Genomic DNA, 14589 nt, shown 5'->3' with positions numbered 1-14589 from the left:
TTTAGACAGCATGGCAAGACGTTATAATTTGCTTCGCCAAAAGTAACCATAACCTCAAGCCATGCCAAGACTTATGCTAACCGATGCACGCTGGGAAAAGCTATTTCATTTAATGAAAAGCACAGGCCGTGTTTATGACAAACCTGAACATAGACAAACATTCGAAGGTATTCTTTACCGCCTTAGAACAGGTATCCCTTGGCGAGATTTACCTAAAGAGTTCGGTCATTGGAGCACGGTCTTTAGACGATTTCATTTATGGTCTAAGAAAGGCGTTCTAGCACATTTATTCAAGGCCTTAGCCAACCTTGCTGATATAGAATGGGTCTTTATTGATGGCTCGATAGTGCGGGCTCACCAGCACAGTGCAGGTGCAGCGACGCTAAATAATGAGAGTATTGGTAAAAGTCGAGGCGGTAATTCAACCAAAATTCACTTAGCCGTCGACAGCGGAGGATTACCGATTTATTTCGAATTATCAGAAGGCCAAAAACACGATATTACACACGCCCCCAGCTTAATTGAGCACCTGAAGCAGGTTGATATCGTCATTGCAGATAAAGGTTATGACAGCGATGCTTTTCGTGAACTTATCGCAAATAAAGGCGGGAAATCTGTTATTCCGAGGCGCCGCTATAAGAATGCACCTCAAGAAAGAGTCGATTGGTGCTTATATCGGTATCGACATTTAGTGGAGAATGCTTTTGGAAGAATTAAACACTATCGAGCAATATCAACAAGATATGACAAGCTAGCAAGAAATTACGCCAGTATGGTGTCACTGGCGTTTATGTTAATGTGGCTGCCGATGTATTGCTGAACAACATTTGTACAGCAAAGATCAACAGACCCTAGTTATGCTATAAATTATCTAATGTCATTTTTAATCGAGATGCGTGCCATGGCTAAAAAACGGTTGTCAGAAAAAGACCTTGTAGAAGGACTAACACGCCATACAGCAAACGCTGATGAACTCGCTACTACAAGTGAAAGAGATTGGGGCTCTTATTCTGAAGATACGGATAAGGCTGACAGCGATTTTCTAATTCAAAGAGATGACGTTTTCGACGCAACCCGAATGGAAAGATTGCTAAAAATGGCTGAGCGCTTTAATAAAAATGGAACGCTTGATGGTGACACTCTTAAAGCCATTAAAGTGCTTGCTGAATCAAGCACACCATCCGAAATCGATTACAGAATGGCTTTAATAAGGATTGAAGCCTTATTCGATGCGGAGCCAGGTTCACCTGAAGGTGATGAACTTGAGCTGCTAGTTTCTTTTGTTGAAGCATACGAAGAAGAACACTATCCGATATAAATTAAGCTAGTTGTAGTCGTTTTTTGTCACATTTGAAAGTGCGAATCCAGCGTGCTTATTCACCCTCGAATATCGCGTTTCTATAAACGACAAGCCACATTAAGTGGTTCTATTACGCGTTACAGCTACCAAAGCATTAGTAGATGATTTTCGGGTGTATAAAGAAGGGAAAGGCCTGCCTACCACCTCTGGCCGCGACGTTCCTTACCTGTTTACCCATAACCGCTCGTATTTTGAATTTACAACATCTGCATTTCAAAGCTGCAGGTTTTCCGCTCAAGCTAGTGCAATTCAAACGGGCCAGCGGTTATGTTCTGGTGTAATGGCTTGTTCTCATTGGCTATTACATTAGGATTAAAGAAAGCAAGCTTAGAAAGTTGGGAGGTTTTCCACTCACCACTAAATCCATTGAAGCGAATCTCAGGCATATTCTTTTCAACACTCATCCTGCTCGACAGCTATACCTGAGTGAGTGTGACGGATCGCCTGCGGTGCGGATCACATAGGCTCATGCTACTTGAGCAATGCAGCAAAATGCTGATTGAGTTCGTTTTGTATGACGTTAAGGCGCGTCACTATGCTGTCAAACGATGCCGGGGTGGTAAAAAACATCCCTCCCGCGATAGCCTGGGCGTGATCCTTGGCGATCTCGTCTAATCTTTTAGGTGTTGGGATCAGTGTTAGCTGTCCTTGAAGGATTTTTTCGTAATCGACGCCTTGGTTTGCGAAGCGGTATTTTTTCATCTCGATGACGGCCAGCATCGCCTCTGGCGTATTATAAGGATCTGCAAATCCCATCCTTAACAGGCAATCGACATCATACCAATGTCGAGCGAGTCTGTTTGGATTGGGCTCCTTTTCTTGGGTGGCAAATTGATGGAGTGCCGTTAATTTTTCCCAAAGAATAAAGTCTCTCTGGTATGCCATCACTTTTGCTTTGGGCAATGCCAAGGATTGGAAAGCCGTAATGCTATCCATGTAGCATGCGACATCGATGACTTCCGTTGGTTTGCCGCGATTTCTACCACCAAATTCTAATAGTATATGATCAAGTTGATAGTCATTAGCGCTATGGGTGACTCGCGGGAAATGGATATCAATTTTTTCACCATGAGAGTCAGGCTCAACGTTGGCGCAGAGCCCTGCTATGTTGTACTGGGCGAATCGAGCATTCAGTGTTTCAACTAAGTTATTGCTCCACTGCACTAAGCGTTTTTGTTGAGCATCTCTAAACTTTCTATTTTGGCTAGTGCTTTGAGTGCTTGTTTTCCACGCGGTCAACTCATCCTCTTCAGATAACCCAGATAAATCAGCCCAGTGGATAGATAAATCAATGTCTTCTGAGAATCGCTCAATAGCCCCCCAGCATTTACTGAGTGCGGTTCCACCTTTAAAGGCTACAGAGCAGTCTCCGAGCAGCCTTTCGTCATAAAGTAGGCGGAGTATTTCAGCCACCCAAACATCCTTTTCTAAAAAGTTAGCTACTAAGCCATGCTCATGTTGCTGAGCGGCATATTCAAACATGGTGGCGAGTTCCGGATGTTTGGATTTATCTGCGTACCAGTCAAAAATGCTCATCATCTGAGGTTGCTCTCTAGTTGATGTAACTTGGAATGCCACATTTTCAATATTGGGCTGTTACTGAGTTTTCGAATAACTTCAATTGCTTCATTTTCAAGAAGATTTAAACGCTTTATCGCCATAAGCAGGGTCGCGACAGAAGTGTGTTCCGGCGATAAAGAGAGCAAGCCTCTCAATAAGGTTCCCTCTGGCTTATTTATCCACTGCAATTTGGTTTCTGTCGTATGTTTGACTTGTACCGTTTGATGACCAACATGGAACTCACGACTGGGTCCTGTCGTCCAATATACGGCTTTAACGGGCGCTTGCGTTTGCATGCCAAGTCGATAAGCCGATTCTAGTCCTTGAGGCGCTATTTTATAGTGATGAGTCCGTGCCCATGTCTGCGCGACGTCTTCTGCCTTTGCCGTAATCTTGATAGACGGAATGCTAGGTAAAGGTTTGGGGCGGGAATAGAACCCCTTTGCCACACGAACCACTTCCCCTGTTTGGGCTAGTCGGCTCATTGCCTTTTGAACTGATGTCGTCGTGCCTAGAGAATAAAAATTCTCTATAGAAAATGGGACGCCTCGTTTCATTCGAGATAGTCTATTGGCAACTAACGCTGATACTGACAAAGCTTTAATCCTGACAGATATTATTGATGTGACTTTATTGTAGCTCATTAATGATATGGTTTATAGCTAACTTTGCGTCAGGATAAATTGGTTTAGATATGATTGGTGGAGAGAGTATGTTTGCTGAAGAGTTAAGGGCAATTGATGCAAGGCTGGACGAGTTGGCAAGAGAGCGTGAAATATTGTTGGCAAGACGCTCTATATTACTCGACGCTGATCTTGGCACATTGCACTTAAGCGCTTCTCAGAAAATCGATATCTATATGGCGCTTTTTCGGGGACGACAAGATATCTATGCTAACCGCTGGCAGAACCAGCAAGGACGTAGCGGGTACTCAGTGAGTTGCCATAATGAGTGGCAACAAGATAAGTGTCATAAACCAAAAATTAAGTGTACTGAATGCGTCAACCAAGCATTTAAGTTGTTAGACCGACAAGCTATATATGATCATCTTTCAGGTCGTCAAACGTTAGGTTTATACCCCCTGCTGGAAGATAATCGTTGTTGGTTACTCGCGGCAGACTTTGATAAGTCAGATTGGCAAGAGGCAGTTTCTGCTTTTCGACAAGCTTGTCGGGAGCTAGGTGTTCCTTTTAGCGTGGAACGCTCTCGATCTGGAAATGGTGCTCATATTTGGGTATTTTTTGAAACCCCAGTATCCGCTTCAGCTGCGAGGCAATTGGGTTTTATCTTGCTTGATAAAGCAATGGAATATCATGCTGGGTTGTCATTTGAATCTTATGATCGGCTGTTCCCTAATCAGGATGTTTTACCCATTGGTGGCTTTGGTAATTTGATCGCTCTTCCTTTGCAAAATGTCCCTCGACAACAAGGAAATAGCGTATTTATTGATGATTTTTTTGCGCCTTATGTCGATCAATGGGCCTATTTAGCATCCACTAAGAAACTAACCGATATTCAATTAAATATCATTCTTGATGGTAAGCAAGGTGTAAAGCCTGACGCAAACAGAGTTCCTTGGTTACGCAATTTTGTTAAAAGCACAGAAGTGGTAGCGGGGTGTCCGCAGAGGCTGACTCTCGTTGTGGCTAATCGTTTATATATTCGTATTGATGCCTTACCGCTGGCATTGTTGGCAAAACTCAAGCGTATTGCGAGTTTTTCAAATCCGGTGTTTTTTAGAACTCAGGCATTACGATTTTCAACCAATGGGATCCCGCGCTTTATTTGTTTGGCTGAAGTTGAAAATGATTATTTAGCATTGCCTCGTGGCTGCTTTGATGAAGTGTCTAGCTTGCTTAAAGATCATTCGATTGAGATTGAGTTGGAAGATAAGCGCCAGCAAGGGACCATCTTAAAGGGGTTAGTGTTCAACGGTGAGCTGAGAAAAAATCAAAAGACAGCCGTTGAAGTATTGGCAAAGCATGATATCGGTATATTGCATGCCCCAACAGCTTTTGGCAAAACCGTTGCTGCAATAGGTTTGATCCACAGACGTAAAGTGAACACCTTAGTGTTAGTACACAGTCGGCAGTTATTGGATCAATGGAAAGAACGATTAGCTGTTTTTCTGACGGGTTGTGAAGTCGGTTTAATGGGAGGTGGGAAACGCAAATTTACCGGCCAAATCGATATCGCGACTTATCAAAGTTTGATTAGTCGAAAGGATAATAGTGTTGATCCTATTATTTATGACTATGGTCACGTCATTATTGATGAATGCCATCATATTTCTGCTCCCAACTATGAAAGACTGCTGCATGAAGTTCATGCTAAATATGTTTTTGGGATCACTGCCACGCCTCACCGTCAGGACGGTCATCAGCCGATAATTTTTATGCAAGCGGGCCCAATCAGGCATGTTGTTGCGAATCAGGGGAATAATTTTGTACAACAGGTCAGGCTGTCAAAATTGCAATTTGAAGTACCATCAGAGCTCACCGGTGCCGGAAGTCGGCCGCATATTGCAGATGTATATCGTTGGCTCGCAAATAACGAGCAACGAAATGACATTATAGTTGATGATATTTTTGCCGCTATTACGCAGCAACGACACCCCATTGTCCTGACTGAGCGAAGAGAGCACGCTGAGTTATTGGGTCATTTATTATCAAAAAGAGGGATCCATGTCTTGCTTTTGCGTGGGGCTATGGGCACTAAAGAACGAAAGCTTGCGATGGGAATGTTGAATAGTGCTCAAGTTATTGTTGCAACAGGGAAATATATTGGGGAAGGTTTTGATTTACCTAAGCTCGATACCTTATTTCTTGTTATGCCCATATCTTGGAAAGGCTCATTAGTTCAATATGTAGGGAGAATACAAAGGCAGTTTGAGGGAAAAGATCGCGTGATTGTATTTGATTATCTCGATACTTCGCTGCCAATGCTCTGCCGAATGTACCAAAAGAGGGCGAAAGGTTATGCCGCGATGGGGTATCAGATTTTAGATAAGCATGCTGAGCTACCGCAGAACAATTTGTGTTTAGACTTGTAAAGGCGGAGGGGGTTAGGCATTTATTTTCAATAAGTGTCTGTAATAGCTGTTAATTTCTATCGGTATCTTTGTTCAACGCCACAGGTGAGGATTTTGCGTCTACCTGCCAACCCGGAAGAACTGAAGTAAGCTAAGCGCTGAGTAAGAGTTGAAACATGTATAGTGGCTTAAGCTAGTCGTTTAGGTGGGTTATTTTTTAATTAAAATCAATACCTTGAAATTGTCTTCTTTTCTATTTCATGAAAATGCTAAAAAGAGCAGCGTGGCATTAAGGGTTGTCGGTCAGCTTTGTCTTCGTTCTAATTCCGTATTTACATAGTTTAAGTAGGGAATTAGAACGAAGACAAAGTAGATTTACTTAGTTGTAATTCCGCCTATTGATGTTAGAGATATAAACCTACTTATACTAAAAGTCGATTCCTAACGTACAATTAGTCCGCCGTGGTATACCCCTGCTTTGGTGAATTAGGCTTATGAGGAAACGCCATTTTTAGCAACCCTTCTGAAATCATAGGCTTCAAGTAATTTTGTCGTAAGCTCTGAGGCTTACGATCTAATATCATTTCCAAAACAGAAACAGAGATGTAATGTTCTTGGCAGAGGCCAGAAATCAGTGACTTCATCGTAACTGTATCTAATCGACGCTGTTCTCTTGCAGGAGCAGCTAAAGCGTTAAGTTCTTGTCGAAATGATTTGCTTAGCACATCAAGGCTATCGACAAATGGTTTGTCAATTAAAGAACTGATAAACCTGCCTTTATCATCTCTAGTTTCGTTCGAATCAATAGCATTACTGTTGTTATGCGTTAAGTTACCAATGCTATGCGTTAAGCTTCTGGCGTTATGCGTTAAGTTATTTATAGGAGTTAACGCATTAGAGAAAACTTCCTCTGGGGATGGCAACTCCATTCCTGGTAAGCTGTATGACTTATCTCTTTTCTTTCCACTTGCGACAAGAAAGCCCTTATCGACTAGTCTAGGTAAAGCCAGCGTAACATCACGAGAATGCTTGCTGGTTAGCTGACAAGCTCGTTCGTGGTTTACCCAGCCTTCAATTGCTGCGGTTACAACAATCATCTGCTCAAGTTCGTTGAGTGAATAAAAGGTGGTGTTGCCAAACTTAACCGCTAACAACTGAGTTACTTCTTCTGGAATAAGGCTTGCGGTCGATAACTCTAAGAGAGTTTGCTCTGACGGTTCATATTTTTCGTACAACTTCGGGGTTCGCCACTTTGCCCATTCCCATCCACTATATATTTTGGGAATTCCTGAACCAGCACGCTCTCCCGCACCAATCATCAGAAACATTTGATGCATCCTGCGGTTTCTACAATCGCTTTCACCACCTTTTACTGCTATTTCTGGGGGGACACGCATCAACCCTGGGTTGCGAAAACCAAATAAATCAGGTCGCTTTACGATAAGGATGGAGCTTCGTCCTGTGTAATCTGCATGAACAAGCGTATTCACTAATGCTTCACGAATAGCTTCGTGGGCTTTTGAATCATCCAAGCGAATACCATTTTGAAGTTCAAATGGTACTTTTAAGTCCGTGACCAATTTCCGGTATGTACGACGATAGAAATCAAACACGTTTCCAGACCAAGATCCATCGGGGTACAGGCGGTCCACCCAACGCTCAACACTGGCTTCATCTCGTTCGCGATAGTCAACAAAATAATTCGGAACAGCGTCTTGAATGGCATCCCAAGTACCAAACATCAATACTCCAGCTAACGTTATACCTTCAACGTTCGTCTGACGATCTTTTCTCCATCCACCTAGCTTTTTAAACAGTTCAAAAAGGTCTAATTCCAGCCAAGGATGTTGTGGTTTAGCAACTGAAAATAAGTTCTTGTATGCTTTGAGGCTGTCCATGTCGATATCAGAGAAGTCAAAACCAGTGAGAATTTTATCATCTCGGCTATCTTCTACCTGCTCTGCCATCATACGCTTAACCTGTTCTTCACTACAGCGGTGATCACCTTCGTGTAGACGAGTGTAAGTCTCCTTCATAGGCTGATTTTTCAGATAAATAGGCTTTTGGTCACGACGAGCTGTTGGAATTTCTATAACTAGTAGTGATTTTCCTTCAATGTTCACCGTTTGAACACTATCATTTGTCAGTAAGTTTATGTTTACTTTGGCATTATTCCCTGCGATATCAAACAATTGTTTGTGAACAATCTCTATATCTTCAATCCCAGCTAATGTCAGTTGTCCTTTTTTCTCACGCACACCGAGAACAACATAGCCACCACGAGAATTGGCCATTGCGCTGTAAGTTGGCCAAAAATCATCAGGTAATTTACCTTTACCATCTTGTCCTTGAGCCAATTTAAATTCCAACTCCGCTGACTCTGATAAGGCTTGAAGGTCGACTAAATCCTGTATTTGAAACATATCTATCGCTTACCACCCGACTTTTTAGTTAATAAACATACTTATTAGCTTCAGTTATTGATCAACTCAAAGTTCTTGCTTAATTAGCAACAGTCTTCATTCAAACCTTAGCTTTTCTTATTCTACTAATGGGTTTAACTGCTACAAATAAAAACAAAGCCACTGATAGTATGGAATATAACCTACAGTATCTTTCGTGCTATCACCAAGCGTATTTCTGCTAAGGTCTAAAAGTCGAACTTTGATAGAGCGAAGGTGAGTTTTTTATTCATTGGCAATGAGTTAGCTGGAGTTTGGTCAATGGAATATTATGCAACATCCACTATAGCGGATAAAGGTTGAAGTGGGTAATCAATGGATAGCTTATGCCATCAGATATTTAGATATATGGCGGGAGTGCTTTCGTCGTTTTTCAAGGTGATCACAATGGGTGGCTTAGAAAGAATGACTCAGTTGGGGGAATTCTGAGATAGAGTGCCACTGATATGGTTTTCGATGGCATGAAGCCATCGAATAGCCTATCGGAATAGTTCTTTTAAAAGAAACGGACGGGTGTTATAGCGGTGAACAGACTCGAAGGGCGGCACTGACTTGCAGTGCCTGCCGTCCAACTAATTAATTTACCCAATCGCCAGTTTGGTTTCTGCGTAGCGCAGTTTCTTGGTCCTTGGGCTGGCGAGGAAGTAGGCGAGTACAAGTGGGCCTAGGCGACCCATGAACATTATAAAAATGATGATGACTTGGCCTAGAATCGTTAAGTTGCCTGTCAGACCTCGGGACAAACCGACTGTGCCCAGTGTTGACACTGCCTCAAAGACGATATCAATTAACGGTGCGTTTTCACTTAATACCAGTGCGAAGATGGCTAGCCAAGTGACGCCAATGGAGATCATGGTTAGCGCCAAGGCTTTGCTGACGGTGTCTTTGGGGATCTCGCGCTTAAATACATAAATAGCTTCATCGCGGCGTAAATAACCATAAGTTGCCAAGATGAGCACCATAAAGGTGACCACCTTAATACCACTGGCGGTGCTTAATGAGCCGCCGCCAATAAACATCAATACCAGCATGAGTAGCGTTGTACCATCTTCGAGTTGGTCAATTGCTAGTGTATTAAAGCCTGCGGTGCGCGGTGTAACGGCTTGAAACCATGAGGCTAACCATTTACCGAGTTCGCTTAAGGGCGCCAAGGTATTGGGGTTGTTGTACTCAATAAAGTAAATCGCAATCACTGCGACGGCGTTGATAATCATAGTGCCTGTGATCATCATGCGGCTGTAAACGCTGAGTTTTGACCAACGTTTGTTCCTACGAAGATCTATCCACACCGAGAATCCAAGGCCACCTATGATGAGCAGGCCCGTGATGGTGAGATTAATGACAGGATCGGCAACATAGGGCATTAGGCTGTCGGCACTGAGGGCAAAACCTGCGTTGTTAAAGGCGCTGATGGTGTAGAAAAAACCGTGGAATAAGCTGGTTTGCCAACCGAGTTCCTGACTCCAGTGCACGGAAAGAATGGCCATGCCTACGGCTTCAACCAGCAGAGAAAACACTAACACTGATTTTGCCGTTGACACTAGAGTCGATGTATCTGTTTGATTAAAAGCCTCTTTTGCGACTGTTTGGTGTAAAAAACCAATTCTACCGCCAATGGCGATCAAGGTGACAATGGCGAAGGTCATCAGCCCAAGTCCACCGCATTGGATTAACAGCGCTATGACGATTTGCCCAAAGGGCGTAAAAACAGTGCCAGTATCGACAACAACCAGCCCTGTCACTGTTACCGCCGAGGTGGCCGTGAACAGACTTTGTAGCCAAGTAATAGAAGATTCGGTTGCTACCGGCAGTTTGAGTAAGCAAGTGCCTAAGATGATCAACAATGCAAAGCTCACGCTTAGGATAAAGGGCGGTGCGCCTAACAGCTTTTTACTCGATTTGGGTTTATGCTCAATCGCCATGATGGAGGGATGCCATTGAACCAAGTTACACCAACCTTGGCGCTAGGTATTTGAGCTCAGTACGGCTACCGCAGAGCAGTAAGGCGTCATTCGTTTGCAGGATAAATTGACTATCAATTTTGCTGAAAACCGTCAGATCCCGCTTAACCATAATGGCGGCGACTTTGCCTTTAGGATTGCGTATCACATTGCTTTTTGCATCATCTTTAACATCATCCTGTGCAGCGCCGAGGAGTTGGCTGACAGTGGTTTGATCAAGGTGAGGCTTGATATGGATTTCGACCACATAGAGACCATCACCAATCGGCAGAAAATTGTTCACCATAGGATAGTTGAGTGACTGGGCAACACGTATGCCCATTTCTTCCTCTGGATGTATGATGCGGGCGACGCCGAGTTTAGAGACGATAGTGTGATGCGCTTTAGTGCTGGCCTTGACCCAAATGACTTCTACGCCTAGATTCTTGAGCGCCAAGGTGCACAGCAAACTTGATTGCATATCCTCACCAATTGTGACCAGTACGGCTTCACTGTTTGCGAGGTCTAGCTCACGAAGTGCGGCTTCGTCGGAACAATCACAAATAACCGCTTCGGTTAAGTCTTCTACGTATTTTTCCACCATTTTAGGGTCACTATCCACGCCAGTGACCGTGTGGCCTAAGTGGATCAATTCTAGGCTAGCGGCGACACCAAATCGCCCTAAGCCAATAACGGTAAAATGTGCCATTAAAATATCCTTTTCTAATTTATAACAGATGCTTATCTATTGTTTGTTAAGCGATAACCTAGGCCCGCTTCCGTCTTAATGAGCTGCTGCTCGCTGCTGTCATTGAGTTTTTTACGTAACTGACTGACTAAGATCCGCAGATAATGACTGTCTTCTTGATGGGTTTTACCCCAAATATCCCGCAGTAATTCAGTTTGTTTAACGAGCTGACCAGGGTGAGACATTAAGGTCTCCATCAGGGCGAATTCCTTTTTGGTTAAGGCGATTTCTTGCTGATCGAGCCAAAGCTGGTGGGTACTTTTTTGCAACTTAAGTGCGCCAAACTGCAGTAAATCACTTAATGGCGGTTCATCGACTAAGTCGCGGACTAAAACCTTGATGCGCGCGATTAACTCTCTGATCCCAAATGGCTTGCTGAGATAGTCATTGGCGCCAGCTTCCAAAAGACGAATTTTTTCTTCCTCTTGATCGCGGGCGGTTAAGATAAGCACAGGCACTTTGTCACTCTGACGTAGGGTTTGCAGCAAGCTGATGCCATCACCATCGGGTAGGCCAAGATCGAGCACTAACACGTGTGGCTGCTGCGCATGATATTGCGCTAGGGCTGACGCAATCGAGGCGGCGCCATGATATTCGAATCCTTCCGCTTCTAACGATATCCGCATAAAAGTGTGGATTTGCGCTTCGTCATCGACGACCAGCACCTTATAAGCCATTTATTCCTCTCCCTTTTTTATCGGCAATGCGATACGAATAAGGCTGCCATGAGCGACAGGTTCGGCGCTGATCTGGCCACCATGGGCGGTAATTATGCCCTTAGCAACAGCAAGCCCAAGGCCCGAGCCGCTATCGGTTGAGGGATGCTGGCGATAAAAGAGTTCAAAAATTGCCTGCGCTTGAGCGGGTTCTATGCCAAGACCCTCATCTTGGATATCTAACAATAATGCATCGCCCTGCTGATACGCCTTTACTATGACTTGCTTATCAGAAGGCGAATAGCGCAGCGCATTATCCAATACATTAAAAATAGCTTGCTCAATCAATGAACTGCAGATCATCAGTGACGGTAGATCGGCCTCACTCTTGATGATAATACGCGGCTGCGTGGCTGGAAAACGGGCAATAGCTTGGTGCAATACATTCATTATGGCGTCTTCACTCAAGCTAAACTTGAGTGCGCCGTGTTGTAACTTAGTGGCTTGCAGCAGGTTTTCGATATATTGGTGCAGGCGATGGCTTTCGGCCGCCGCGCTATCAATCAGCTCATCCTTTTGGTCAGGGCTGAGCTTAGGCATGTATTCCTTTAAGGTGGTGAGCGTGCCTATGATAGTGGCGAGTGGGGTGCGTAAATCGTGGGAAACCGACAGCAAAATACTGTTGCGTAACTGAGCTTGTTCGAGAGCATCTTGCTGACGTCGATAGTGTTCGGCTAATTTGCTGGTGGTGAGGGCGACAAGCAGAAACACACTGAGATTGAGAATGTCCTCAAGATTAAACATCTGTAGTGAATAACGTGGTGTGGTAAATAGAAAATTAAAGCTGGTCGCCTCAAATACTGCCGCAAAATAGGCCAAGTTGGCGTTGCATTGTAGGGCTACGGCCACTACGGCCAATTGTAAAATCAGCAGTACTGCGATAGTCGAGTTTGAAAAGTGATCGATAAAGGCGCTGCTGAAAATGGCCGTCACTAGCACTATGAAGGTAAATAAAGTCGGGTGCGAACGCCAGTATTGTGTCATGGGAGCCGCTATGGATGAAGTCATGAATAGAAAGACGCATATAAAGAAAGTGCCTGTACTTTAGCAAAGGCATTTTAAGATAGCGCGTAAAAATGCCGTAAAATTTGTAACCTTGTGAGTGGCTTAGCTTGCACTTAGCTTAGGCAAATCGAGCTTGTTCACATCACACTTTGGGTAAATGATAAGGCTTACCGCATACACTTATGTTGTAAGCCTTAACCCTGGCGCAGGCCCTTACGTATGTTGCCAAAGCGCTTATCCACCACTAACCCTGAGTCATTGACTTGCCCGTCATTGAGCTAAGCATCACCAAGGTATTGGTGGGGGCACTAAGCGTTTGCCACTATAGCCAGTAACGGCGGCGAAGCGGGGATCTTCGGCTTCCCAATCTGCCTGTGCTTTGACTATTTCATCTTTGCTATGGCCAACAAAGTTCCACCAAATGCTGACAGGATCAGCCAATGGCGCGCCGCCAATCAGAAGTATGCGACAACCCGCCTCGAGTTTTATGGTAATGGTTTCGCGTAGCATGCCAAGGTAGGCGAGGTGGTTATTATCAAAACTGTCATCCTCGATTTGGAAGCGGCCTTCCAGTGGCATGAGGGCATATTCGAAACTAGGGTCGAGATTCAGGGTGAGTTCAGCGTCATGGGCGGCAAACAGATCGATGGCAACGATAGGTGAGAAGTGTAATGTGGGCGCCTGTTTATGATGCCAACTGCCAATCAGTAGGGTGAATTCGACGCCTGACTCGTGCCAAGTCGGTAGCTCTGGGTAGTGATCGAATCTCGGAGTGGTATCTTTGTGTTCCAGTGGTAAGGCAATCCATAGTTGGGCTGCGTGCATAGTGTGATGGCCCGCTATCGACTCTTCGGTGTGGGCTATGCCGTGTCCGGCTGTCATCAGGTTCACTTGTTTTGGGCGGATCACTTGGGCGCTGCCGAGGCTGTCCCTGTGCATGATTTCGCCTTCGAGCATCCAAGTAAAGGTTTGCAATCCAATGTGTGGATGTTGGCCGACGTTTAACTGCGGGCCGTCGGTGATTGGGCCAATATGGTCGAGAAAGCACCAAGGGCCGATAAGGCGGCGCTCTTTTTGTGGAATAGCCCGTGCGACAGGTATGCCGCCGACATCACTGATTTTTGGGGCAATCCGTTGAGCTTGAATGCGGCCATTTTCAATAGGACATTCCTTAGGGCCGCCATAAAACTGTGCTTGTAGTTCACTCATGTTCGCTCCTTATTCCATTACTAGGGCATGCTCAGTTCAGTTTGGCTCGGTTCAGCGCAGCTAAGTGTGAACCTAGAATCTCGCATGGGGGTGATCTCATATTGCATTCGAGCCGAAGGTTTTAGCTTCGGGTATTCCAGTCGATTTTGCAAATTGTGGCAGTGACCTGATAGAGGGCAACTGCACTTTTTAGTGGTTAACTTAACGTGTTTTAGGATCTTCAAATTGTCCTTCGATACGCTTTGATAGCCTAATTCAAGTACGAATGTGTGACTGAGCCCGCGTGAATGGGACTTTTATCTGTCCTTTACTTTAGCAAGCCTGTATTTATGTGGGCATTAGCGTTTGATGTTTTACTCGAGCCTAAATACGAGTGTTTGACAAGTTTGGGGCTCGGTGATTTTTATCATCCATGTCTTACGTTGGATCTGCAAAATCGAGTCTATCTTTTATGGGAGCTTGTGTTGGCGGCAAAGCCTGTCTTCACCTTAATCCATTCAGCGTACAGGCTTAACACTCATAAATATATCATTGGTAAATATAACGTTGGACTGTGAT

General features: G+C 44.5%; 11 protein-coding genes. 3 read left to right on the top strand and 8 right to left on the bottom strand.

What is annotated here, in order from left to right; all coding sequences use genetic code 11:
- Positions 1-61: 61 nt before the first annotated feature.
- Positions 62-820 (top strand): IS5-like element ISSod6 family transposase, encoded by a 759-nt coding sequence (locus L5M49_RS22005; protein WP_263266837.1) that lies wholly within the window; start codon positions 62-64, stop codon positions 818-820.
- A 54-nt stretch (positions 821-874) separates the two neighbouring features.
- On the top strand, positions 875-1318 hold the full coding sequence (locus L5M49_RS22000) for a hypothetical protein (protein ID WP_263266836.1): 444 nt from the start codon (positions 875-877) through the stop codon (positions 1316-1318).
- A 513-nt stretch (positions 1319-1831) separates the two neighbouring features.
- Here L5M49_RS22000 and L5M49_RS21995 read toward each other — a convergent pair.
- Positions 1832-2899 carry a nucleotidyl transferase AbiEii/AbiGii toxin family protein gene (locus tag L5M49_RS21995; protein WP_263147266.1) on the bottom strand — a complete coding sequence of 356 codons (1068 nt, stop codon included), beginning with the start codon at positions 2897-2899 and terminating at the stop codon, positions 1832-1834.
- Positions 2896-3564, bottom strand: a complete 669-nt coding sequence (locus L5M49_RS21990; RefSeq protein ID WP_012196480.1) for a DUF6088 family protein — start codon at positions 3562-3564, stop codon at positions 2896-2898. Before L5M49_RS21990 ends, L5M49_RS21995 begins: the two co-directional genes overlap by 4 nt.
- Positions 3565-3632: 68 nt before the next feature.
- Here L5M49_RS21990 and L5M49_RS21985 point away from each other — a divergent pair, with 68 nt between their 5' ends.
- Positions 3633-5972 (top strand): TOTE conflict system archaeo-eukaryotic primase domain-containing protein, encoded by a 2340-nt coding sequence (locus L5M49_RS21985; RefSeq protein ID WP_263266835.1) that lies wholly within the window; start codon positions 3633-3635, stop codon positions 5970-5972.
- A 431-nt stretch (positions 5973-6403) separates the two neighbouring features.
- Here L5M49_RS21985 and L5M49_RS21980 read toward each other — a convergent pair whose 3' ends face one another.
- From L5M49_RS21980 to L5M49_RS21955, 6 genes are all read right to left on the bottom strand, one after another.
- Entirely contained in the window at positions 6404-8374 is a 1971-nt protein-coding gene (locus L5M49_RS21980; RefSeq protein WP_263206959.1) for an RNA-binding domain-containing protein, read from the bottom strand.
- Between the two features lie 620 nt (positions 8375-8994).
- Complete coding sequence (locus L5M49_RS21975; RefSeq protein WP_263206961.1) at positions 8995-10359, bottom strand: TrkH family potassium uptake protein; 1365 nt, start codon at positions 10357-10359, stop codon at positions 8995-8997.
- A 1-nt stretch (position 10360) separates the two neighbouring features.
- Entirely contained in the window at positions 10361-11062 is a 702-nt protein-coding gene (locus L5M49_RS21970; protein WP_263266834.1) for a potassium channel family protein, read from the bottom strand.
- A gap of 32 nt (positions 11063-11094) precedes the next feature.
- Complete coding sequence (locus L5M49_RS21965) at positions 11095-11778, bottom strand: response regulator transcription factor (protein ID WP_131524531.1); 684 nt, start codon at positions 11776-11778, stop codon at positions 11095-11097.
- Positions 11779-12825 (bottom strand): ATP-binding protein, encoded by a 1047-nt coding sequence (locus L5M49_RS21960; RefSeq protein ID WP_105250906.1) that lies wholly within the window; start codon positions 12823-12825, stop codon positions 11779-11781.
- A 282-nt stretch (positions 12826-13107) separates the two neighbouring features.
- A complete protein-coding gene (locus L5M49_RS21955) occupies positions 13108-14031 on the bottom strand; it encodes a pirin family protein (RefSeq protein ID WP_198573897.1) in 924 nt (307 codons plus the stop codon).
- Between the last annotated feature and the right edge of the window lie 558 nt (positions 14032-14589).

This window comes from Shewanella sp. SM74, assembly GCF_025653725.1.
Classification (GTDB): domain Bacteria; phylum Pseudomonadota; class Gammaproteobacteria; order Enterobacterales; family Shewanellaceae; genus Shewanella; species Shewanella oncorhynchi.
The sequence above is the reverse complement of the archived record's forward strand: the minus strand, read 5'-3'. Positions and strand labels throughout refer to the sequence as shown.

What these genes read in the sequence shown, in the direction of transcription:
- L5M49_RS22005 (WP_263266837.1), top strand. Translation starts at nt 62, where the DNA reads ATGCCAAGACTTATGCTAACCGATGCACGCTGGGAAAAGCTATTTCAT.
- L5M49_RS22000 (WP_263266836.1), top strand. Translation starts at nt 875, where the DNA reads ATGTCATTTTTAATCGAGATGCGTGCCATGGCTAAAAAACGGTTGTCA.
- L5M49_RS21995 (WP_263147266.1), bottom strand. Translation starts at nt 2,899, where the DNA reads ATGATGAGCATTTTTGACTGGTACGCAGATAAATCCAAACATCCGGAA.
- L5M49_RS21990 (WP_012196480.1), bottom strand. Translation starts at nt 3,564, where the DNA reads ATGAGCTACAATAAAGTCACATCAATAATATCTGTCAGGATTAAAGCT.
- L5M49_RS21985 (WP_263266835.1), top strand. Translation starts at nt 3,633, where the DNA reads ATGTTTGCTGAAGAGTTAAGGGCAATTGATGCAAGGCTGGACGAGTTG.
- L5M49_RS21980 (WP_263206959.1), bottom strand. Translation starts at nt 8,374, where the DNA reads ATGTTTCAAATACAGGATTTAGTCGACCTTCAAGCCTTATCAGAGTCA.
- L5M49_RS21970 (WP_263266834.1), bottom strand. Translation starts at nt 11,062, where the DNA reads ATGGCACATTTTACCGTTATTGGCTTAGGGCGATTTGGTGTCGCCGCT.
- L5M49_RS21965 (WP_131524531.1), bottom strand. Translation starts at nt 11,778, where the DNA reads ATGGCTTATAAGGTGCTGGTCGTCGATGACGAAGCGCAAATCCACACT.
- L5M49_RS21960 (WP_105250906.1), bottom strand. Translation starts at nt 12,825, where the DNA reads ATGACTTCATCCATAGCGGCTCCCATGACACAATACTGGCGTTCGCAC.
- L5M49_RS21955 (WP_198573897.1), bottom strand. Translation starts at nt 14,031, where the DNA reads ATGAGTGAACTACAAGCACAGTTTTATGGCGGCCCTAAGGAATGTCCT.